Genomic DNA, 22619 nt, shown 5'->3' on the forward strand with positions numbered 1-22619 from the left:
CCGGACCGTCACCGCGCGCCGTGCGCGAGGAGACGGGCGACCGGCTCCTCGGTCAGCCCCACGACGCCGTCGAAGTCGGTCGACCGGCTGACGGCGGCCCAGCGCTCCGCCTCGGCTATGCGGGAGCGGGACGCCTGCTCGGCCATGCGCAGCGCGTCGGAGCCGAGCAGCAGCCGCAGCGGCGGGTCGTCCACGTCGACCAGCCCGGCGATCACCCTGGCCGCCCGCCGGGGATCGCCCGGCTGGGCGCCGTCCACCGCGCGCCGGTAGGCGTTGACCCGGCCGACGGTCTGCTCGTAGTCCGCCCCCACCGGCGGGATGCGCATCGACGAGCCGCCCCAGTCCGTACGGAACCCGCCGGGTTCGACGATCACCACGGTGATCCCGAGCGGCCGGACCTCGCTGTTCAGCACCTCCGAGAACCCCTCGACGGCGAACTTGGCCGCCTGGTAGGCGCCGAGCCCCGGAGTGCCCCCGACCCGGCCGCCCACGGAGCCGATCTGCAGGATGTGACCCGACCGCCGCGCGCGCAGCACCGGCAACGCGGCCCTGGTCATGGTGACGACGCCGAACAGGTTGGTCTCGAACTGCGCCCGGAAGTCCTCGTCGGAGGTCTCCTCGATGGGCGAGGAGTTCGCGAACCCCGCGTTGTTCACCAGCACGTCCAGCGATCCGAACTCCTCGACGGCCAGCCGTACGGCCCGCTGCGCCGCCTCGGGGTCGGTGACGTCCAGCGCGACGGCGCGCGCCCGGTCGCCGTGGGCCCGGACGAGGTCGTCCAGCCGTTCCGGCCGGCGGGCGCCGGCCACGAGGCGGTCGCCGCGTTCGAGCACCTCCCGGGCCAGCGCGTGTCCCAGACCACGGGACGCGCCGGTGATGAGCCATGTCCTCTGCATGATGTGTCGTTTCCTTTCAGTCGAGTCTCAGCGCGCCGCGCCCGCCGGGACCCGCGCGGCCGCCTCGGCGGCGGGCGCCGTGCGGCGGCGCGCACCCGGGACCAGCAGGGCCACGGCGACGGTGGCCGCCAGCGTCACGGCCAGCACCAGGAAGGCGGTGGTGAAGCCCGACTCGTACGGCAGGCCGTCGGGACGCAGGTGTCCGGTGATCACGGAGCTGATCACGGCGGTGCCGATGGAGCCGCCGATGGTGCGGATGTTGGTGTTCATTCCGCCGGCGACGGCGGTCTGGCCGGCCGGCACGCTCTGCACGATCAGGTTGGTCATCGAGGCGTAGGCCAGGCCGAGACCGAGCCCGAACACGGCGGTCGCGACGGCGAGCTGCCAGGGCCGGTCGTGCCAGAGGGCGACGCCGGCGCTCGACAGCGCGCCGAGCGCGCATCCCCACACGAGCTGGGCCTTGACCCCGGCGACGCGGGAGAGCGGGCCGCTCACCGTCCCGGCGACGGCCATCGTGACGAGCATGGGCAGCATCAGCAGCCCGGCCTCGGTCACGCTCGATCCGAAGCCGTAGCCCGTCACGGCCGCCGGCATCTGCATGAACTGCGGCAGGAAGGCGTACGAGGCGAACATGCCGGCGCCGAACAGCAGCGCCACCAGGTTGGTCGTCCACACGGCCGGAAGCCGCATCATGCGCATGTCGATCAGAGGGTCGCGCGAGCGCAGCTCGACCGTGATCCACGCGGCGAACAGCACCGCGGCGCCCGCGAGCGGAGCGACGACGGCGGCCGAACCCCAGCCCCAGGCGGACGCCTCGCTGAGCGGGACCAGCAGCGCCACCAGCCATCCGGACAGCAGCGCCGCGGCCGCCCAGTTGACCCGGCCCGGCGTGCGCACCGGGGATCGGGGAACGTTGCGGTAGGCCAGGAACGCGGTGGCGACGACGATGATCGCTGGGATCCAGAACAGCCAGCGCCAGCCGAGGGCGTCGACGATCGGCCCGGCGAGCACGATTCCGACGCCGCCGCCGACGGCGATGACGGCCGACAGGATGCCGACCACCGAGGGCACCCGGGCGGCGGGAAACTCGTCGCGCACGATCCCGAACGACACGGGGAACACGGCCCCGCCGAGCCCTTGGACGACCCGGCCGACGATCAGCACCCCGACGTTGGGGGCGATGGCGGCGACCAGGCAGCCGAGCGCGATGGCGGCCAGGGCGACGAGCAGCGTGCGATCCTTGCCGATCATGTCGGCGATGCGGCCCATCAGCGGCGTGGCGACGGACGCGGACAGCAGCCAGGCGGTGAGCACCCAGGTCACCGTGCTCTGCCCGGTGTGCAGGTCGTGCTGGATGGTGGACAGCACGGGGCTGACCAGGGACTGCAGCATGGAGAACGAGGCCGTGGCGGCTGCCAGCGCGAGGAAGGTCAGCCGTTGCGGCGAGGTGGTGCGTGACATCGGACATCCTTCGACAGGAGGAACCCGCGCGACGAGGCGCGCCGGTGACGCCGCCCCGGCCACGGGACGGCGTGAAACGAAGACGACGATCAGGGCGGTGTCGACAGGGAAGACGCGAACGCGATCGCCCGCCTGCTAAAGTCGAGGCGTGCCTCCACATTAGCGGAGGTATGCCTCCGGTTCAACCTCGGGAGGAGACCGGTGAAGGAGAAGGCGGCCGAAGGCCCCCGGACGAGGGTGCGACGCCCCCAGCGCGCCGACGCCCGGCGCAACTTCGACGCGCTGCTCGCGGCCGCGCGGGAGGCGTTCGCCGAACACGGCACGGCGGCCTCGCTCGAGGACATCGCCCGGCGCGCCGGTGTCGGCATCGGCACGCTCTACCGCAACTTCCCGACGCGGCAGGACCTGTTCGACAGCGTTTACCTGGACGAGATCGACGAACTGTGCGGCGCCGCGGGGCAGGTCGCGGACCTGCCGCCGTGGGAGGCCCTGGCCGCATGGCTGCGCCGGTTCGTGGACTACGCGGCCACCAAACGGGCCATCTACGAGGCGCTCAACCGCGACTCGGAGATGATGCGGTCGAGCCGGACCGCGATGTATGCGGCGGGGGAGCCGCTGTTCGACCGGGCGAGGGAGGCCGGGGAGGTCCGCGGCGACGTGACCTTCGACGACGTCCTGCGGATGATCTCCGGCATCACCGGGGGCGGGTTCGTCGACGACGACCAGCGTGAGCGGGTGCTGCGCATGGCCCTCGACGGCGTCCGGGCCCGCCCGGCCTGAACTCTGGGGGAAAAGCAGGAAGCCGGGCGGGGCCGACGGCCCCGCCCGGCTGATGTGCCCGGCCTGTTACGTGCGGATCGGCTTACCCGGCGAGGGGCGTCACCGCGATCTTGTCGATGATCGGGGCGTACTTCGATCGGAGCAGGATGTCCGGGAAGGTCTCGGAGATGTAGGTGTCGCCGTCGAAGTTCGGCAGTTCTCGCGAGGCGAAGGCGACGGTGTTGGCTCCCTTCCTGAGCGGGACGGGGATGGTCAGCTCCCAGAAGTTGTCGGCGTGGAACGAGTGGGGGAACCAGGCCCGCCGCGGTGTGGCGCCGTTGACGGAGATCTCGGCGTGGCGGGCCAGCGGGTCGGGGTTGTAGTGGGACGCGGGGGACTGTTCGGGGTTGGAATAGCGAACCGTCAGTGCGTACGTCCCGTTCCTGGGAGCGGTGACGTCGAAGGTCAGCGTGCCGGCGTCGCCGGGGGCGCCGCCGATGTCGGTGACGGCCTTCCCGCCGCTCGCCAGCGGATAGGCGGCCACCTTGGCGGCGCCGGCGACGTGGGCGGACTCGGCCTCATACCAGGTCTGCGTGAGCGCGCCCTCGGTCTTCTCGGCCCGCAGCCGGTCCAGCCGCACCCTGCCCGTCCGGGCGGTGTATGTGATCTTGTTGACGCCGCCGGACAGGAACGCCTTGATCTGGGAAGATCCGGACGGCTCGGCGATGTCCTGCCCGTTGACGGTCAGCGTGCCCTTGCCGCCGCCGCGCAGGTCGACGCCCAACGTGGACTCGCCGTCGCCGGGCGAGTAGACCCAGAACGTGGCCGACTGTCCCTTGCGCAGGTCGGCCACGCCGGAGCCGGACACCTTTTTCTCGCTGTAGCCGGTGCGCGCGCCGTCGAGCGTGGCGTACTCGGCCTCGTAGATCGCCTCGCTCGCGGCCGGGTTGGCGAGGGAGAGGTCGATCTTGTCGACGATCGCGTCCCCCTTGGTGGCGCGGGTGCCGTCAAGGCTCCTGGCGGCCAGGGTGATCGTGTGGTCGCCCTTGGACAGCGTGACCTTCGTGTCGGTGTGGTCCCAGACCACCCACTTGTAGGCGAGCGGAAGGTGGAGCTCCCGCTCATCCTTGCCGTCGACCCGGAGAAAAACGTTGGTGGGGCCCTGCTCCTGAACCCCGCTGTAGGTGTTCAGCGAGTTCGCGAAGACCGACAGGTCGTACGTGCCGTCCTGCGGGACCGACACCGTGAAGTTCAGCGTGACGTCGGAGCCGGTGCGCAGCCCGCCGACGTCGTAGCCGCCGGAGGTGTAGAACTTGCCGACGTCGGACGGGGTGCCCTCGGGGCCGTTGCGGCTGTACCCCGCGCCGGTGTGGCCGGCGTCCTCCGCCTCGTACGTGGCCTGCCAGAGCGTGGTCGCCGGGGTGCCGGAGGCGGCGTGCTCGCCGGGGGTGAGGATGATCTGGTAGGCCGACGACTCCTTCAACGCGGGCAGCGCGGACCCGAACTCGAAGGTCACCGTGCCGTCCGTGACCTTCTGGTTCAGCTCGGCGACGACGCGGGGCTGCGCGGAGTCGCCGATCTGGCCGGTCCACGGGATCTCCTGGACCAGGGCGTGCACCGTGCTGCCGAACAGCGCGGTGTCGACGTCGTCGAAGTGGATGCCGACGAGACCGGACGCCCCGCCGAACAGCGCGCGGGCCTGCGCCTTGGCCTTGTCGAGCGTCGCGACGCCCTGCAGCGTGTAGCTGACGTTCGGCCGCGGCGGGGTGACCTTGACGGTGTTGCCGGTCATCTGGCCGTAGGCGTGCAGCAGCCACCACTGGCCGTTGCCGCGGTTCGCCTGCACCGCCGAGTCGGACAGATTGCCGTCGATGTTCCAGTACGCGATGTCGGCGTCGACCTTCGACTCCTCGATGGCCGAGGCCCACTGGACCATCTGGCCGGGCACCGAGGTGTGGTAGTTGAAGGCGTACTCGTCGAGGTTGATCGGGAGTTGCCTGCCCTCATACGGAGTGCCCGTGAAGATGGCCTGCTCCCACTGGCGGTACTTCGCCACGTTGGTGCGGATGCGGGCCGGGTCGCCCAGCTCGTGCCAGGTCATGACCTCGGGAACCGTCCCCGCCTGCACGGCGTGCCGCAGGAAGCCCTGCACCTGGTCGTACAGGACGCTGGTGTTGGGGCCGGCGATCCTGGCCTTCGGCATCTTGCCCTTGATCAGGGCGTTGACCTCGTCCCAGGCCCTGAAGTAGTACTGGGGGTCGCTCAGCCAACTGATCTTGTTGTAGCTCCATGCGCCGGTGCCGAACATGTTGCCCTCGGGCTCGTTGAACGGCACGAAGACGATGTGGTCCTGATATTTCGGGTCGAGCGCGCGGACCTGGTCGACCTGCTTGGCGATCTTGGCCTTGAAGTCGTTCAGCCTGGCCTCCGGCGTGTCGCCCGGCCACTGGTAGGGGAAGCCCCGGTAGATGTCGGTCATGTAGATGTACACGTCGCCGCCGGTGCTGTCGGCCAGCGGCTTGACCACCTCCAGCGCGTCGGCGCCGGGGTGCTGCGGGCCGTCCTGGGCCTTCGTCGCGACCGTGCGCAGCCGCATGCCCTCGAGGAGGTTGGAGGTCGGCACGCCCTCGCCGTACACGCCGTACAGGGTGCCCGACGCGCCGCCGTGGAAGGCGCCGGTCTCGGTGCCGAGGTCGATGGTCAGGTCGTTCGCGACGACCTTGACCGTGGCCTCGACCGTGGTCCCGTACGCGGTGCCCTTGACGGTGAACCGGCCCGGTTTGGCGTAATCGGCCGGGTCGACCGCCTCCCAGGTGACCGGCACGCCCCGGCGGATGCCGTCGGAGAACTGCGCGTCGACGGTCGCGGGCAGTGCGGGCGCGGTGCCCGGGTAGGTGGTGATCTCGAAGGAGGTCTGCTCGACCTTGGTGAGAGTCGCCTTGTGGTCTCCGGCGAGCTCCGCGACCTGCTCGGCGTCCATGGCGGCGTCGTAGACGCGGAAGTCGTCAAGGTCGCCGGCGAGGAAGGGGTGCCCACCCCAGAACGCCTTGCCCAGGAAGCCGGAGGTGCTGTTGCGGTCGGAGTGCATCACCGCGGCCAGGTCGATCTGGGCGGTGGCGCTGCCGATGGCCACGCCGTTCACGTAGTAGGTGAGGGTCCTGCCGTCGATCGTGGTGACGAGATTGACCCACTGACCGGTCGGCAGCTTCTGCGCGCCCGGCACCCCCACCTCGGCGCTGCCGTTGACCGGCTTGATGGACGATCTCGTGGTGGCGTCGCCGGCGTAGGACGGGGTGACGAAGGTGGCGGTCCCCGCGTCCCTGCCGAGGTTGTAGACCCACTGGAAGTCGGCGCCGCCCGCCCACTTCAGCCAGGTGGAGACCGTCATGGCGTGGCGGTCGCGGAACAGGCCGTTCGGGATCGTCACGTAGGGGGCGGTCGCCGAGCCGGTCGGCCCGCCGGGCAGCGAGAGGGCCTGGCTGCCGTCGGGACCCGCGGCGGCCTTGGCCGCGCCGGGGTTGGCCAGGGCTCCGTCGAGACCGGACGGGGAGCGGTCCTCGACGACGCCGCTCGACAGGTCGCCTTCGAAGTCGTAGTGGAGGACGAGTGCCGGTGCGGCGGCGCCGAGTGCCGGTAAGGCGGCGAGAGGGATCGCGGTCATCGTGAGGGCGGAGGCGAGAACGGCGTGAGGCACGAGCCTGCGTGCTCGCCCGGACAAGGGTACGGCCATGCGCTGTCCCAATCGGGGGGAGTGAGGGGTGTAGTGGACTCGAGAGTCGAATCGATTCGGCGAATCGATTCGACTGGACGATAAGCGGGCTGCTGCGAGATGGTCAAGGACTGGAAACCCGCCCGGCACGTCATCGTCATCTCGCTGTCACGGCGGACACTGCAGATGTCTCTGCAAATCGTGCCGCGAATCCCATTGACGAGTGCGAGGGACCGGGCCTATCGTCAGCGAACCGATTCGCCGAATCGGTTCGACCCCGATCGAAAAGACTCGGATCGAAAGACTCGGATCGGATACAGGCGCGTAACGCTGTCAGTGGAGGTCACGTCAATGAGACCAGGGTCAAGCGGCCGGCGTGCGGCCGGGATGGGTGCGGCGGTCCTCGCGGCCGCCGCCGGGCTCGCCGCCTGCTCGTCACCGTCGGACGGCGCCGGCTCGGCGAGCCCGAGCCAGGCCGCCGGAAGCGGGACCTACACGATCTGGGATCCGTACCCCCAGTACGACAAGAGCTCCGACTGGGTGAAGCTGCTGGAGTCGTGCGGCACCCAGGCGGGGGTGAAGGTCGAGCGGACCGGCTACGACACCAGTGACCTGACGAACAAGGCGCTGCTGGCCGCCCAGCAGGGCAACTCGCCGGACGTCCTGATCGTGGACAACCCCGTGGTCTCGACGCTGGCCGAGGCCGGCGTGCTGACGACGACCGAGGAGAACAAGCTCGACGTCTCCTCGATCGCGCCGAACCTGCTCGCGGCCGGCCAGGCCGGCGGCAAGACGTACGGGGTCCCGATCGGGGCGAACACGCTCGCGCTCTACTACAACAAGGAGGTGCTGAAGAAGGCCGGGGTCGACGCGGCCGCGGTGAAGGACTGGGCGTCGCTGACCGCCGCCCTGGAGAAGGTGAAGGCGGCGGGCAAGAAGGGCATCACGTTCTCGGCGATCGGCACCGAGGAGGGCAGCTTCCAGTTCCTGCCCTGGTTCTGGGGCTCCGGCGCGAACCTCACCAAGCTGGACTCGCCCGAAGGCGTCTCGGCGGTGGCCCTGTGGGCCGACTGGCTCAAGAAGGGCTACGCGCCCAACTCGGTCATCAACAACACCCAGACCACGAGCTGGCAGGAGTTCGCCGGCGGCGACTACGCCTTCGCGGAGAACGGCACCTGGCAGCTCGCCAACGCCAAGAAGACCGGCTTCGACTACGGCATCATCCCGATCCCCGCCAAGGGCGGCGGCACCGCGCCCGCCCCGACCGGCGGCGAGTTCGTCAGCATCCCGGTGCAGTCGGACACCGCACGCTACGCCACCTCCCAGAAGCTCGTGAGCTGTCTGACCAGCACCGACAACTCCCTGGCGACCACGACCACGCTGTCGTACATCGCGCCGACGGAAGCGGTGCAGGGCAAGCAGGTCGCCGCGAACCCGGAGCTCGAGGTGTGGGTGGCGGCGGTCAAGGCGGCCAAGGGCCGCACCAGCGACAACCTCGGCACGAAGTACCCGAAGATTTCCGAGCCGATGTGGGGCGCCGTGCAGGCGGCGCTGAGCGGTTCCAAGGCTCCGCAGGAGGCGATGGCGGCGGCGCAGTCGGCGGCGGCGAGCGCGACCCAGTAATGAGCATGAGCCGAGTGACGCGATCGCCGGTGGGTGCCGCCCGCGCCTCCGTCCCCGCTCAGGGGCGGGAGCGCCGGGCGGCACGCACCCGGCCGGGGAAGCGGGCGCAGGGACAGCGGGCGACAGGGCAGTGGGCGGCGTGGGCGTTCCTCGCCCCCGTCGTCGTCTACCTGCTGGTCTTCTACGCCTACCCGCTGTATCGCAACGTCGAGCTGAGCCTGCGCAACTACACGGTGCGCTCGTTCGTGCAGGGGGACGCGCCGTTCGCCGGCTTCGCCAACTACGCCAAGGTGTTCGCCGACGCCACCTTCGCGCCGGCGCTGTGGCACACCATCGTGTTCACGGTGGTGTCGCTGGCCTTCCAGTTCGCCATCGGGCTCGCCCTGGCCGTGTTCTTCAGCCGCAACTTCCGGCTGTCCGCCACGCTGCGCGCGCTGTTCCTGGTGCCGTGGCTGCTGCCGCTGATCGTGTCCGCCTCGACCTGGTCGTGGATGCTCAACAGCGACTCCGGCGTGGTCAACGCCGCCCTGAGCTGGGTCGGCCTCGGCCCGGTCAACTGGCTGACCTCCCCCGACTGGTCGCTGTGGTCGGTGACCATCGCCAACGTCTGGATCGGCATCCCGTTCAACCTGGTCGTGCTCTACAGCGGCCTGCAGGCGATCCCCTCGGCCGTGTACGAGGCGGCGGCGCTGGACGGGGCCGGCGCCTGGCAGCGGTTCTGGCGGGTGACCTTCCCGCTGCTGCGGCCCGTGTCGGCGATCACCGTCCTGCTGGGGCTGGTCTACACGCTCAAGGTGTTCGACATCATCTGGATCATGACCAAGGGCGGCCCGAGCGGTTCCTCCACCACGTTCGCCACCTGGTCCTACCGGCTCGGCTTCGGCAACCTCGTGCCGTCCTTCGGCCCCGGCGCGGCGGTGGGCAACCTGCTGATCCTCATGGCGCTCGCCTTCGGGCTCGTCTACATCCGCGTGCAACGACGGCAGGCCGTGTCATGAGGCGGCTCAAGACCGCCGTCGGGCTGGCGCTGACGGCCGTGATGCTGTTCCCGGTCTACTGGATGGTGAACGTGTCGTTCACGCGGGACCAGGACATGCGCAAGTCGCCGCCCTACTGGTTCCCCGTCCACGGCACGCTGGACGGCTACCGGGCGGTGCTGGAGCGGCAGCTGCCCTACCTGGGGGTGAGCCTGGTCGTCGGGCTGGGCACCGTCGTGCTGACCCTGCTGGTCGCGGCTCCCGCCGCGTACTCGCTGGCCAAGCTGCGCCCGCGCGGCGGCGGCGTGCTGAGCTTCGTGCTGCTGATCGCGCAGATGATCCCGGGAATCATCATGGCGATGGGCTTCTACGCCATCTTCCTCACCACGGGCGTGCTCAACACCGTCCCCGGGCTGATCGTGGCCGACTCCACCCTCGCGGTGCCGTTCGCCGTGCTGATCCTCACCACGTTCATGTCCGGCATCCCCGAGGAGTTGCTGCAGGCGGCCCGGGTGGACGGCGCCGGGGTGATGCGCGCGTTCGTCTCGATCGTGCTGCCGGTCTCCCGTAATTCGCTCATCACGGTGTCGCTGTTCGCGTTCCTGTGGGCCTGGTCGGACTTCGTCTTCGCCTCCACCCTCGACCAGGGTGGCGCCCATCAGCCGATCACGCTGGGGATCTACCACTACATCGGCAACAACAACCAGGAGTGGAACGCCATCATGGCCACCGCCGTGGTCGCATCCATCCCCGCCACCGTTCTGCTCATCGTCGCCCAGCGTTACGTCGCCGCAGGCGTCACCGCCGGCGCCGTCAAAGACTGAGCCTTTTCGAGAAGGGACCCCCTCTTCATGACCGTCGCCGCTTCGGGCCCGGTGTTCTCCCTGCGGGAAATCCCGTTCAGCTACCGCGGCTCCTGGTTCGGCTTCTCGCCGGTGGTCGCCCAGAAGACCTACGCGCGGGACGTGCATCTGGTCTCCCACCAGACCGGCATGCATCCGATCCTGCGGCTGGCGCCGTCCGCCGAGAGCGACGTCACCGCCACGCCCCACCAGCTCACCTGGAGCGGCGCGGACGGCCGGATCGAGCTCGCGTACGAGAACGCCGACACGGTGCGGCTGCGCGGCCGGGGCCTCGGGCTGAACCTCCTTGCCGCCGACCCCGTCCTGACGCCGTTCAGCGGTCCGTACTTCTACCAGGATCCGGCGGACGGATCGTTCGTCTTCACCGTCTACCAGACCGGCCGCCGCTACCGGATCACGGTGCTCGACGGGCGGGCCGAGGCGCGGGGCGCGCAGGCGCTCGGCACCGCGGAACGGGGCGTCGTCCTGAGCGGCGAGTGGGAGATCGCCGTCGAGGAGTACGAGACCGCTCGCGCCCCCTACACGCCCACGGACGCCTTCGAGGAGGTGGCCAAGGCGGCCCGGGCCGAGTTCGACGCGTTCACCGCGGCGGTCGCGCCCTGGCGCAGCGACCGGACGCCCGCGGCCGAGCTGGCCGCCTACGTCCTGTGGTCGGCGACCGTACGCCCGGCCGGGTTCGTCGCCCGGCCCGCCGTGCTGATGTCCAAGCACTGGATGGACAAGGTGTGGAGCTGGGACCACTGCTTCAACGCCATGGCCCTCTCCGACGGCCTGCCCGGCCTCGCATGGGACCAGTTCCGGCTGCCCTTCGACCACCAGGACGACGCGGGCGCGCTGCCCGACTCCGTCACCCATTCGGAGATCCTCTACAACTTCGTCAAGCCGCCCATCCACGGCTGGGCCCTGCACCGCCTCCCGGAGGCGGCCGAGCCGGAGGAGGTCTACCGGCTGCTGGAACGCTGGACGACCTTCTGGCTCACGGCGCGGCGCGTCCCCGGCCGCGAACTGCCGCACTACCAGCACGGCAACGACAGCGGCTGGGACAACGCCACCACCTTCGACCCCGAACGCGTCGTGGAGACCGCCGACCTGGCCGCCTTCCTCGTCCTGCAGATGCGTGAGCTGGCCCGCCGGGCCCCGGACCCGGCCGCGGCGGCCCACTGGTCCGGCGCCGCCGACCGGATGCGCGACGCGCTGCTCGCCGAGCTGTGGACGGGGGACCGGTTCGTCGCCCGCGGCGCGCACTCGGGGCGCACCTGGTCGAGCTCCAGCCTGCTCGACCTCATGCCCATCGTGCTCGGCGACGAGCTCCCCGAGCCGGTGCACACGGCGCTCGCCGCACGCATCGCCTCGCACCTGACCGCGTTCGGGCCCGCCACCGAGCACCCCGCGTCCGAGCACTACCAGGACGACGGCTACTGGCGGGGACCCATCTGGGCCCCTTCGACCGTGCTCATCGAGGACGGCCTGCGCCGCGCCGGCCACGTCGGGCTGGCCGACGAGATCAGCGCCCGCTTCCGGGGGCTGTGCGAGCGGTCCGGCTTCGCGGAGAACTTCGACGCGCGCACCGGCGAGGGGCTGCGCGACCGCGCCTACACCTGGACGGCCAGTGCCTACCTCATCCTCGCCGCCGCCGCCGAACGGCGGGCACGGACGGCGGGCACGGCGGCTTCGATCCGACCGCGGACGCCTGCGTAGCGCTGCTGTCGAACCGGTTCGAAGCAGTCCGCCCGTTCCCGCCCGGCCTTCCCGAGAGGATAGGTTGGCTCCCGATCATCGGGCGCGAGTGGCCAGGGGGAGGTGCGGGACGTGATGCCGTCCACGCTCGGCGGTCGTTACGAGCTTGAGGAGCTGATCGGCCAGGGCGGGATGGGCGAGGTCTGGCGGGGCCGGGACCTGCGGGCGCACCGGCCCGTGGCGGTGAAGATCCTCACGCCGCAGGTCGCCGGGGTCGCCTCGCGGGAGCGCTTCGCCCGCGAGGCCCGGGCCTCCGCCCGCGTCGTCCATCCGAACGTGGTGACGGTGCTCGACGTGGGCGAGCAGGACGCGCGGCCCTACCTGGTGATGGAGCTGCTCACCGGTCGCAGCCTGGCCGCCGAGCTGCTCGACCGGGGCCGCTACGGCGTGGCGGAGGCGTGCCACCTCATGAGCCAGGCGGCCGCGGGCCTGGACGCCGCGCACCGCGCCGGGGTCGTGCACCGTGACGTCAAACCCGCCAACCTGCACCTCACATCGAGCGGCGTGCTCAAGGTGGTCGACTTCGGCGTCGCCCAGGTGGCGACCGAGGCGGCGCGGCTCACCATGGTGGGCACCGTCGTCGGCACCGCCGCCTACCTGGCTCCGGAGCAGATCGACGGCAGGGGCGGCGGGCCCGCCTGCGATCTCTACGCGCTGGGGTGCGTCTGCTACGAGCTGCTGTGCGGGCACCCGCCGTTCACCGGGTCGGCCCCGGAGCTGGTGTATCAGCACATCCACCAGGCCCCGGTGCCGCCCAGCCGGCACCGTCCCGGCATCCCCGCCGAGCTGGAGCGCTTGATCATGGCGTTGCTGGCCAAGGACCCCGCCGCTCGGCCCGCCGACGCGGAGGCCGCGCGCCGGATCCTGGCGGCCGTCGCCCTCTCCCCGGGGCATTCGGCGCGGGAGGCCGGGATGCCGCCGGAGGTGACCGGAAGGCCGGCGTGGGAGGCGGGACCGCCCACCCCGCCCCCGTCGCGGGCGTCCTACGCGGGCGCCGCGCGTGCGGGCGACACGGCGCTGCTCGACGCCCCGCCGCCCGGCGTTCCTGCCGGCCGCACCGTGGGGGCGTCGCCCGAGCGGCGCACGCTCATCAGGCTCGGCGCCGCGGTGGCGGGGCTCGCCGCCGTCACCATCGGGGTGGCGGCCCTGTCCGACGGCGGCGGGCAGGCGGAACCCGCGGTCGCGGCACAGTCGCCGGGGGCCACCCCCGCCGATGCGTCATCCGCCCCGGTGCGGAAGGTCTCGCCCAGTCCGGCGCCCCGGCTGTCCAGGACGCCGTCCCCCAGGCCGTCCCCGAAGCCGTCTCCCACGCCGTCCGGGGGCCGCGTCTACCGGAGCTATCAGGAGTGGCTGGCCGCCTTCGACCGGGCCGTGCAGGAGCAGGAGAGGCGGGGCGGCATCGAGCCGCGGCTGGCCCGCGAGGCCCACGAGGCGATCAGCAAGACGGCCAGGGACATGTCCAGGGGGCGGGGCAGGGGAGACAAGGCCGTGCGGCGCGTCCGCGACCTGCTCGTCAAGCTGCGGCAGGCGCACGAGTCCGGCAAGCTCGCCGACGGCCCGCTGGTCGACTTCCTGAACGCCACCGCCCTCAGCGCGCGGGAGGACGACGACTGAGGTCCTCGACCGGCCCGACGTCCCGGGTCCACGAGCCGAGCACGAGCAGGGTCTTGGTGCCGGTCACGTCGCCGGCGCGGCGCAGCCGGTCGATGACCTGCTGGAGGTGCCCGAGGTCGCGGACGCGGACGTGGATGAGCGCGTCCGGGTCGCCGGCGATGGTGAACACCTCCTGCACCTCCGGCACGTCCGTCGCGGTACGGACGATCTTGCCGACCGGGGTCGTGCCGGGGTAGCGCAGTTCGGTGAACGCCTCGATGCCCCAGCCGAGCTTGGCGTAGTCGATCCGCACCGTGAAGCCCGTGATGACGCCGATCTCCCGCAGGCGGTCGAAACGCCGCTTCACCGCGGCCACCGACAGGCCGATCTCGGCGGCCATCTCGGAGAAGGTCCTGCGCCCGTCCTCGCGCAGCAGGCGCAGCAGCCGGTGGTCGATGTCGTCGATCTCCGCCATGGCGTGCTCCCTCTTCCCGGCCTGTCCAGCTGGCGCAGCGCAAAGAACAGTAGCGTCCAAGGCGGACTGCGCCATCTTTTTGCGTCTTGCCGGTCGTTTCCCGCGCGATGCTTGCGCGCACGCCCGGGGCGTTGGTGTGCTGTGGGTCACCCCCAGAACTCAGGAGGTTCGCCCCGTGTCTCCGCCCGCGTCCCCGCCTCCCGTCTCGCTCGACGACAAGTACGCGGCCGAGCACGGCACCGTGCTGATCTCGGGCGTCCAGGCCCTCGTGCGGCTGACCCTGGAGCAGCGCCGCCTCGACGCCGCCCGTGGCCTGGACACGCGGGTCTTCGTCTCCGGATATCCCGGCTCGCCCCTGGGCGGGGTCGACCTGGAGATGGCGAGGGCCGCGCGGTTCCTCGAGGAGGCGGGGGTGGTGGCCCGGCCCGGCCTCAACGAGGAGCTCGCCGCCACGGCGGTCGCGGGCACCCAGCTGCTCGCCCAGGTGCCGGGCCGCAGGCACGAGGGGGTGACCGGGTTCTGGTACGGGAAGAACCCGGGGCTCGACCGGGCCGCCGACGCGATCCGGCACGGCAACCTCGCCGGCACCGCGCCGCTCGGCGGAGCGGTGGCCTGGATCGGCGACGACCCCGGCAGCAAGTCGTCGACCGTGCCCAGCTCCTGCGAGCCGATGTGCCAGAGCCTGTCGATGCCGCTGCTCGCCCCCGGTTCCGTGGCGGAGGTCGTCGAACTCGGGCTGCACGCGGTGGCGCTGCGCGGGCCACCGGCCTGTGGGCAGGCCTCAAGATCGTCGCAGACGTGGCCGACGCCTCCGCCACCGTCGACCTCGGATCGCTGCGCGAGAGCATCCGGTCCGGCGTCCCGGTGCCGGACCGCGCCGACCGCGGGGCGCCGCCCACCCTGGTCGGCCCGGCCTCGCTCGAGGCCGAGCACGACATGCTCACCCGCAGGCTCGGCCTGGCCCGCGAGTACGCCCGCGCGCACGGCCTCAACCGGGTGACCCACGACGCGCCGCGGGCCACGACGGGCCTGCTCGCCTCCGGCACCTCCTATGCCGTGGTCCTGCGCGCCCTGGCCGACCTCGGCCTGGACGAGGCCGCCATGGACCACCTCGGCCTGCGGCTCATCCGGCTCGCCATGCCGTTCCCGGTCGCGTACGACGACCTCGCCGCCATGACCGCCGGGCTCGACCGGGTGCTCGTGGTCGAGGACAAGGTGCCGTTCCTGGAGGGGCACCTCAAGCAGGCGCTGTACGACACCGGGCAGCGCCCCGACGTCATCGGCAGGGAACTGCTCACGGCGCGCGGCGCGCTCGGGGCCGAGGACGTGGCCGGGGCGCTCGCCACCTGCCTCGGCCCGGACCGCCTTCCCCGGCAGGCGGCCGTCCTGTCGCCCGCCCAGCCGGAGGCGCCGTCCTCCACCCGGGCGAGGCGCCGCATGCTCCCCCTGGTCGCCGCCCGCACGCCGTACTTCTGCTCGGGCTGCCCGCACAACGCCTCCACACGCGCCTCCGACGACACGTTGGTGGGCGCGGGCATCGGCTGCCATGCCATGATCGCTTTGGACGGGAACGGACGCGGCAGGCAGGTCGGCATGACGCAGATGGGGGGCGAGGGCGCCCAGTGGTTCGGGCTGGCCCCCTTCACCTCCGACCGCCACTTCACCCAGAACCTCGGCGACGGCACCTTCCACCACTCCGGTTCGCTGGCCGTGCGCGCCGCCGTCGCGGCCGGCGTCTCGATGACGTACAAGCTGCTCTACAACGACGCGGTCGCGATGACCGGCGGGCAGCGCGCCGAGGGCCGCCTCGACGTCCCGGCGCTGACGCGGTGGCTGGCCGCCGAAGGGGTGCGCAGAATCGTGGTCACCACGCCGGAGCCGGAGACCTACCGGGGCGCCGGGCTGGCGCCGATCGCGTCCGTACGGCACCGCGACGACCTCCCGGTCGCGGAGCAGGAGCTCGCCGCGGTCGAGGGGGTGACCGTGCTGATCCACGACGACCGCTGCGCCGCCGAGGAACGACGGCTGCGCAAGCGCGGCAAGCTGCCGGCGGCGCCGGCCAGGGTGGTGGTCAACGAGCGCGTGTGCGAGGGCTGCGGCGACTGCGGGGACGCGTCCACCTGCCTGTCGGTGCAGCCGGTCGAGACCGAGTTCGGCCGCAAGACCCGCATCCACCAGGCGTCGTGCAACTCCGACCTGAGCTGCCTCAAGGGCGACTGCCCGTCGTTCCTGCTCGTCGAGCCTCGCTCCGCGCCTTCGCGTACGGTGCCCGAGCCGCCCGTGGCGCTGACCGAGCCGGCGCCGCGCTTCCCGGAGCGCTCGGTGCTGCTGCGGATGCCCGGGATCGGCGGCACGGGGGTGGTGACCGTTTCGCAGATCCTGCAGATGGCCGCCCACCTCGACGGGCTGCACGCCGCGGGCCTGGACCAGACCGGGCTCGCGCAGAAGGGCGGTCCCGTCGTCAGCGACGTGCGGATCTCCCCGCGGCCGATCACCGGCTCGGTCCGCGCCGCCCGCGGCACCGCCGACGTCCTCGTCTGCTTCGACGTGCTCGGCGCCGCCGCGGACGACACCCTCGCCGTCGCCTCGCCGGAGCGTACGGTCGCCGTCGTGAACACCGCGATCGTGCCGACGGCCGCCATGGTCACCGGCCGCGCCGCGCTCTCCGGGGCCGAGGACGCGATCACCCGCATCGCGTCGGCCACCGTGCCCGAGGCGGGCCTCCACCTGGACGCCGGAGCGCTGTCGGAGGCGCTGTTCGGCGACCACATGCCCGCCAACCTCGTGCTCGTCGGCGCGGCCTACCAGCACGGCTGCATCCCGATCTCGGCGGACGCGATCGAGCGGGCCATCCGCCTCAATGGGGCTGCAGTGGAGCAGAACCTGGCGGCCTTCCGCTGGGGGCGGGCCGCCGCGATCGACCGCGAGGCCGTGTTCCGGGCCGCGGTGCCCCCCGCGCCGCCCGCGGTGGCGGTCGACGGCGCCGCCCTGCGGGAGGCCGCGGGGACCGGAGCGCTCGAGGAGACCCTCGCCGTACGGGTCGCCGATCTGACCGGCTATCAGAACGCGGCCTACGCCCGCTCGTACGCCAGGGACGTGCGCCGGGTGGCGGCGCTGGCCGCCGAGCGGGCGGGGGAGGAGGCCGGGATGCGCATCGGGCTCGCGTACGCCCGGGGGCTGCACAAGCTCATGGCGTACAAGGACGAGTACGAGGTCGCCCGGCTGCACCTCGACCCGGTGGAGCGGGCCCGGCGCGAGCAGGAGTTCGGCCCCGGCGCCGTCGTGTCGGTGCTGCTGCACCCGCCGCTGCTGCGGGCGATGGGCGTCACGCGCAAGATCAGGCTGCGCCGGTCCGCCGGCGTCGTGTTCCGCGGGCTGCGGGCCGCCCGCGTGCTGCGCGGCACCGCGCTCGACGTGTTCGGGCACGCCGCCGTCCGCCGGGTGGAGCGTACGCTGGTCGTGGAGTACCGCGAGCTGGTGAGGCGCGCGCTCGACCGGCTCACCCCGGTGACCGCCGCGGCCGTCGCCGAGATCGCCGCCCTGCCGGACCTGATCCGGGGGTACGAGGACATCAAGCTCGCCCGTGTCGCGGAGTTCCGCGACCGCGCCGCCACCCTTCTCGCCGAGCTGAACGAGCCCGTCCTCCAGGAGTCATCGTGACCGTCGACCGTCTGCTGCCCGGCCCGGACGCCCGGGACCTCATCGAGCTGACCCGTGAGATCGCCGACAAGGAACTCGCCCGCCGCGTCGACGAGCACGAGCGCGCGGAGACCTATCCCGAGGGGCTGTTCGCCACGCTCGGCGCCGCCGGGCTCCTCGGCCTGCCCTACCCGGAGGAGTACGGCGGGGGCGGCCAGCCGTACGAGGTGTATCTCCAGGTGCTCGAGGAGCTGGCCGCGCGGTGGGCCGCCGTCGCGGTCGCGGTCAGCGTGCACACGCTGTCGTGCCTGCCCCTGGCGGTGTACGGCACGCCGGAGCAGCGGGAACGCTGGCTGCCGGACATGCTCGCCGGGCGGCTGGTCGGCGGCTACAGCCTGTCGGAGCCCCAGGCCGGGTCGGACGCCGCCGCTCTGGCCTGCAAGGCCCAGAGGACCGAGGGCGGCTACCGGATCACCGGCACCAAGGCGTGGATCACCCACGGCGGCCGGGCGGACTTCTACGCGCTGTTCGCTCGCACGGACTCGGGCCCGCGCGGCGTCTCCTGCTTCCTCGCCCCCGGCGCCGCCGAGGGCCTGACCTTCGGCCGTCCCGAGGAGAAGATGGGCCTGCACGCCGTCCCCACCACGACCGCCCACTGGGACGGCGTGCTGATCGACGCCGACCGGCTCATCGGCGCGGAGGGCCAAGGCCTGCCCATCGCCTTCGGCGCGCTCGACTCCGGCAGGCTGGGCATCGCGGCCTGCGCCGTCGGTCTCGCCCAGGCCGCGCTCGACGAGGCCGTCGCGTACGCCAAGGAGCGCGAGGCGTTCGGCAAGAAGATCATCGACCACCAGGGGCTCGGCTTCCTGCTCGCCGACATGGCGGCGGGCGTGGACTGCGCCCGGGCGACGTACCTCGACGCGGCCCGCCGCCGCGACGCGGGCCTGCCGTACAGCAGGCAGGCCAGCGTCGCCAAGCTCGTCGCGACCGACACCGCGATGCGGGTCACCACCGACGCGGTCCAGGTCTTCGGCGGATACGGCTACACGCGCGAGTTCCGCGTCGAGCGCTACATGCGCGAGGCGAAGATCATGCAGATCTTCGAGGGCACCAACCAGATCCAGCGCCTCGTCATCAGCAGGCACTTGGCCAAATAGCTCCTGACACGCTCGAACCCCGCTTCCCTGTGCTGGGAAGCGGGGCTCTTCGTCGTGGGGCCGGGCCTCGTTTCCGGAGCTATTCGACGATCTCGTTGAGCGCGTCCTCGAACACTTCGACACTGCCCGCCTTGTCGGCCTTGACCCTGCTATCGGTGAACTCGGCCTTGCTGAGGTAGCCGTTGGGGCGGCCAAGCGGCTTGTTCGGGTCGGTGTTCGTCGCGGCTGACGATCGAAGCCCTGCCGCGCGCTGACGGCTCGACTGCTCCAGCGGCGAGCAGAAGTCCTGGACGAAGTGATCGTAACTGTACGACGGGGAGACGCCATGACATAGTAACCATCAAACGTGTTTAGGGGGTTACCGATATGGATGACGTGCTCGACGCGCGGGTATCGCACGGGGAGCCGGTGCGGCAGGCGACACGGGCCGCCACACCTGACCGCAGCACACGCAACACCGCGGTCCTGGTGGCGTTCACCGCCATCACGAACCTGGCCGACGGCGTCACCAAGGTCGTCCTGCCCCTGGCGGCGATCCCGCTCACCGATTCGCCCGCACAGGTGGCGGGGGTCGGCCTCACCCTCAGCCTGCCGTGGCTGCTGATCGCACTGCACGTGGGCGTACTGGTGGACCGTTTCGACCGCCGCCGGCTGCTGTGGCTGGCCGACGGCGCCCGGATCCTCGTCGTCGCCGTCCTCCTGACCCTCGCCCTGCGCGACGCGGTGACCCTCCCCGCCCTCTACATCGCGGGTCTCGTCCTGGGCGTCGCCGAGGTCGTCGCCCTCACCTCCGCCGCGACGCTCGTCCCCTCCGCGGTCAAACCGGCCGCGCAGGAGCGGGCGAACGCCTGGCTGGCAGGTGCGGAAACCGTGTGCAACGAGTTCTGCGGGCCCTTCGTGGGCGGGCTCCTGGTCACCGCCGGCATCAGTGTGGCGCTGGGCTGGACCGGCGCCGGCTATCTGATCGGCACGCTGATCCTGGTCCTCCTCGTCGGCCGTTTCCGGCCGCGCCAGGACGACGGGCGGCCGACCGGCTCGGTCAACCAGCGCATCGCGGAAGGCATCGGTTTCCTGTGGCGGCAGCGCGTGCTGCGGCTGATGGCGCTCGCGCTGACCGTTCTGTGTGCGTGCTGGGGGGCATGGCTCGCCCTCATGCCCCTGGTCGCCACCTCGCTCATGCACCTCAACGCCCGGGAGTACGGCATCCTGGTCAGCGCGCTCGGCGTGGGCGGCCTGGTGGGCGCGCTCACGGTCACCCGCGTCAACCGGCTGCTCGGCCGCCGCTGGTCGATGTTCGCCGACCTCGTCGGCACCGTGGCCATGGTGGCCGCCCCGATCTTCTCCACCGACCTGTGGGTGGTGGCCACCGGCGCCTTCCTCGGCGGCATGGGCGGCATCCTGTGGACGGTGAACGCACGCACCATCAGCCAACGCCTCGTCGACAGCTCCATGCTCGGCCGCTACCACGCCGCGGCCAGGCTCTTCAGCTGGGGCGCCATGCCGCTGGGGGCCGGACTGGTGGGCCTGCTCGCCGAGTGGTTCGGCATGCGGACGGCCTTCGCGGTCTTCGCCGTGGCCGCCATGCTGATCATCATCCCGTTCCTGCGGACCATGACATCCGAGGCGTTGTCCGAGGCCGACACCGCGTGACCGGCATCCGATAGGCAGCGGATTGTGAAGCGGCAGGCCGAGCGGACTGCGGGAAGCCAAACACCCCGGTCGGTGTTCTCATCGATCACAGCGTACTGTTAAGCGGGTTATATCCGCTTATGACTGTTTTGGGGGGAATTATGGGTAAGCCTGTTCTGCAGATCGTCATCGCGAGCACCCGCCCGGGCCGTGCGGGGCTGCCGGTCGCGGAGTGGTTCCACGAGCGCGCGGTGGCCCAGGACGCCTTCGAGGTCGAGCTCGTCGACCTCGCCGAGGTGGGTCTGCCGTTCATGGACGAGCCCAACCACCCCCGGCTCCGGCAGTACGTCCACCAGCACACCAAGGAGTGGAGCGCCACCGTCGAGCGCGGCGACGCGTTCGTGTTCGTCACGCCGGAGTACAACTACGGCTTCAACGCCGTGCTGAAGAACGCCCTCGACTACCTGCACCAGGAGTGGCAGTACAAGCCGGTCGGGTTCGTCAGCTACGGCGGCGTCTCCGCGGGCACGCGGGCGGTGCAGATGCTCAAGCAGGTCGTCACCACGCTGAAGATGGTGCCGGTGTTCGAGGCGGTCTCCATCCCCTTCGTCGCCCAGCTTCTCGACGAGGAGGGCCGGCTGCAGCCGAACGACACGATGAACGCGGCGGCGGACGCGATGGTGGCCGAACTGGCCCGGCTCGCCACCGCGCTGCGGCACCTGCGCCCCGCCGCCTGACGGGCGCTCACGCGGGCAGCGCGCCGGTCTCCGGATCGCGCTCCGTCAGGCAGTAGACCCCGCCGGCCGGGTCGCGCATGACGATCCAGCGCCGCCCCCGCGCCACGAACTCCGCGCCGTGCCGCTCGTGCAGTGCGCGAGCGGCGTCGGTGTCGGCGCAGGCCAGGTCGACGTGGGCCGACCGGCCGGGGCCCCGGCCGAGCCGCTGCAGGAGGATCCGCACCGGCATCCCCGGCATCGCCAGCACCGCGAACTCGGGCAGCGACCCCTGGCGGAGGGGCCAGCCGGTCAGCGCCGCCCAGAACGCCGTCTCCTCCTCGTACGCGTCGGGCGCGATGTCGAGGCAGACCTGGTCGAGGCGGGTGCCTGCGAACACGGGCGGCCGCCGCGCCGCCCCCTCCCCGGGCACGAGGCAGAAGTCCCTGCCCTCGGGGGAGCGCAGCACAGCCCAGTCGCCGTGGTCGGCGGCGACGGTCGCGCCGAGCGTCTCGGCCCCGGCCACGGCGGCCCGGACGTCGTCCACCTCCAGGTCGAGATGGGCGCCGCCTCCGTCGCCCACCGCCTGGAGTTTGACGCAGGCGTCGCCGGACTCGGGCAGCAGCGTGGCGAACTCCCCGTCGTCGCCCCGGCGGGAGGACAGGCGCGTGCCGGTGACCGCGGTCCAGAACGCCGCCGCCTGCTCGAACCGCTCGCGTGGCCGGTCCACGAAGGCCAGCACCCGCCGCACCGCCATCAGAAAGCCTCCTCGAACAGCGGGAGCAGCGCCGTCTCCAGGTCCGCCGGGGCGCGGTAGACGACCCCGGTCATGCCGAGCACCCGCGCCGCGTCGACGTTCTCGGCCCGGTCGTCGACGAACAGGCAACGCTCCGGCGGCACGCCCGCGTGCCGGGCGGCGATCCGGAAGATCCGCGGGTCGGGCTTGGCCACCCCCACGTCGTAACTGCTCACGACGTGGTCGAAGGCGTCGTGCAGCTCCAGCTCGCGCAGGTGGGCGGCCAGTTCCGAGGTGGCGTTGCTGACGAGCACGACGGGGACGCGGGCGCGCGCCCGCGTGAGCAGCGCGAGCACCTCCTCGTCCGCCCAGGTGCGGGCGGCCAGCCAGTCGGCGGTGAGCGCGCTCGCCCGCGCGGCCGAGCCCATCAGCCCGGCGAGGACGGGAACGGCCGAGGCCAGCCACTCCTCGCGGGTCACCAGCCCGGTCAGGGCCGGGACCACCAGCGCCGACTCGCCGGTCACCCGGGCCACGGTCCCCGGTTCGACCCCGTACGCGCGCTCGATCTCCGCCTGCTGCTCGAGATCCTGGAATTTCAGGACGCCGTCGAAGTCGCACAGCACCGCGTCGAACGCTCTGGCCACCATGGTCC

At 72.0% G+C, this 22619-nt stretch carries 16 protein-coding genes; 10 read left to right on the plus strand and 6 right to left on the minus strand.

Going from position 1 to position 22619, the window contains the following annotated elements:
* Nucleotides 1-8: 8 nt before the first annotated feature.
* Both ABZ860_RS23025 and ABZ860_RS23030 read right to left on the minus strand, forming a co-directional pair.
* A complete protein-coding gene (locus ABZ860_RS23025; protein ID WP_357223411.1) occupies nt 9-896 on the minus strand; it encodes an oxidoreductase in 888 nt (295 codons plus the stop codon).
* 27 nt (nt 897-923) lie between these two features.
* Nucleotides 924-2357, minus strand: a complete 1434-nt coding sequence (locus ABZ860_RS23030; RefSeq protein WP_357223414.1) for an MFS transporter — start codon at nt 2355-2357, stop codon at nt 924-926.
* 201 nt (nt 2358-2558) lie between these two features.
* Between ABZ860_RS23030 and ABZ860_RS23035 the strand changes: the two genes are divergently transcribed.
* Complete coding sequence (locus ABZ860_RS23035; RefSeq protein WP_357223417.1) at nt 2559-3137, plus strand: helix-turn-helix domain-containing protein; 579 nt, start codon at nt 2559-2561, stop codon at nt 3135-3137.
* 82 nt (nt 3138-3219) lie between these two features.
* On the opposite strand, the gene ABZ860_RS23040 is transcribed toward ABZ860_RS23035, so the two are convergent.
* Nucleotides 3220-6777 carry a LamG-like jellyroll fold domain-containing protein gene (locus tag ABZ860_RS23040; protein WP_357223420.1) on the minus strand — a complete coding sequence of 1186 codons (3558 nt, stop codon included), beginning with the start codon at nt 6775-6777 and terminating at the stop codon, nt 3220-3222.
* Between the two features lie 399 nt (nt 6778-7176).
* Here ABZ860_RS23040 and ABZ860_RS23045 point away from each other — a divergent pair, with 399 nt between their 5' ends.
* The 5 genes from ABZ860_RS23045 (at nt 7177) to ABZ860_RS23065 (ending at nt 13639) form a co-directional block, all read left to right on the plus strand.
* Nucleotides 7177-8448 carry a sugar ABC transporter substrate-binding protein gene (locus tag ABZ860_RS23045; RefSeq protein ID WP_357223423.1) on the plus strand — a complete coding sequence of 424 codons (1272 nt, stop codon included), beginning with the start codon at nt 7177-7179 and terminating at the stop codon, nt 8446-8448.
* Nucleotides 8449-8462: 14 nt separating this feature from the next.
* Nucleotides 8463-9446 (plus strand): sugar ABC transporter permease, encoded by a 984-nt coding sequence (locus tag ABZ860_RS23050; protein ID WP_357223425.1) that lies wholly within the window; start codon nt 8463-8465, stop codon nt 9444-9446.
* Nucleotides 9443-10249: a carbohydrate ABC transporter permease gene (locus ABZ860_RS23055; protein WP_357223428.1), complete on the plus strand. Its 807-nt coding sequence runs from the start codon at nt 9443-9445 to the stop codon at nt 10247-10249. The genes ABZ860_RS23050 and ABZ860_RS23055 overlap by 4 nt, the downstream gene beginning before the upstream one ends.
* A 27-nt stretch (nt 10250-10276) precedes the next feature.
* A complete protein-coding gene (locus ABZ860_RS23060) occupies nt 10277-11986 on the plus strand; it encodes a hypothetical protein (protein WP_357223431.1) in 1710 nt (569 codons plus the stop codon).
* A gap of 114 nt (nt 11987-12100) precedes the next feature.
* Nucleotides 12101-13639: a protein kinase gene (locus tag ABZ860_RS23065; protein WP_357223562.1), complete on the plus strand. Its 1539-nt coding sequence runs from the start codon at nt 12101-12103 to the stop codon at nt 13637-13639.
* Here the strand turns inward: ABZ860_RS23065 and ABZ860_RS23070 are convergent.
* Complete coding sequence (locus tag ABZ860_RS23070) at nt 13614-14093, minus strand: Lrp/AsnC family transcriptional regulator (protein ID WP_357223433.1); 480 nt, start codon at nt 14091-14093, stop codon at nt 13614-13616. The genes ABZ860_RS23065 and ABZ860_RS23070 overlap by 26 nt on opposite strands.
* Nucleotides 14094-14891: 798 nt before the next feature.
* Between ABZ860_RS23070 and ABZ860_RS23075 the strand changes: the two genes are divergently transcribed.
* The 4 genes from ABZ860_RS23075 to ABZ860_RS23090 all read left to right on the plus strand — a co-directional run bounded on the left by ABZ860_RS23075 (nt 14892) and on the right by ABZ860_RS23090 (nt 21255).
* Nucleotides 14892-17753: an indolepyruvate ferredoxin oxidoreductase family protein gene (locus ABZ860_RS23075; protein WP_357223436.1), complete on the plus strand. Its 2862-nt coding sequence runs from the start codon at nt 14892-14894 to the stop codon at nt 17751-17753.
* Complete coding sequence (locus tag ABZ860_RS23080; RefSeq protein WP_357223439.1) at nt 17750-18889, plus strand: acyl-CoA dehydrogenase family protein; 1140 nt, start codon at nt 17750-17752, stop codon at nt 18887-18889. Before ABZ860_RS23075 ends, ABZ860_RS23080 begins: the two co-directional genes overlap by 4 nt.
* Before the next feature lie 366 nt (nt 18890-19255).
* Nucleotides 19256-20539 carry an MFS transporter gene (locus ABZ860_RS23085; protein WP_357223442.1) on the plus strand — a complete coding sequence of 428 codons (1284 nt, stop codon included), beginning with the start codon at nt 19256-19258 and terminating at the stop codon, nt 20537-20539.
* A 140-nt stretch (nt 20540-20679) separates the two neighbouring features.
* Nucleotides 20680-21255: an NAD(P)H-dependent oxidoreductase gene (locus tag ABZ860_RS23090; protein ID WP_357223444.1), complete on the plus strand. Its 576-nt coding sequence runs from the start codon at nt 20680-20682 to the stop codon at nt 21253-21255.
* Nucleotides 21256-21262: 7 nt separating this feature from the next.
* Here ABZ860_RS23090 and ABZ860_RS23095 read toward each other — a convergent pair whose 3' ends face one another.
* Nucleotides 21263-21988, minus strand: coding sequence for a VOC family protein (locus tag ABZ860_RS23095; RefSeq protein ID WP_357223446.1), 726 nt, complete (start codon nt 21986-21988; stop codon nt 21263-21265).
* Nucleotides 21988-22614 carry an HAD family phosphatase gene (locus ABZ860_RS23100; RefSeq protein ID WP_357223449.1) on the minus strand — a complete coding sequence of 209 codons (627 nt, stop codon included), beginning with the start codon at nt 22612-22614 and terminating at the stop codon, nt 21988-21990. Before ABZ860_RS23100 ends, ABZ860_RS23095 begins: the two co-directional genes overlap by 1 nt.
* Nucleotides 22615-22619 lie beyond the last annotated feature (5 nt).

The sequence above is a fragment of the Microbispora sp. NPDC046973 genome (genome assembly GCF_040644495.1).
In the GTDB taxonomy this organism is placed as follows: Bacteria; Actinomycetota; Actinomycetes; order Streptosporangiales; family Streptosporangiaceae; genus Microbispora.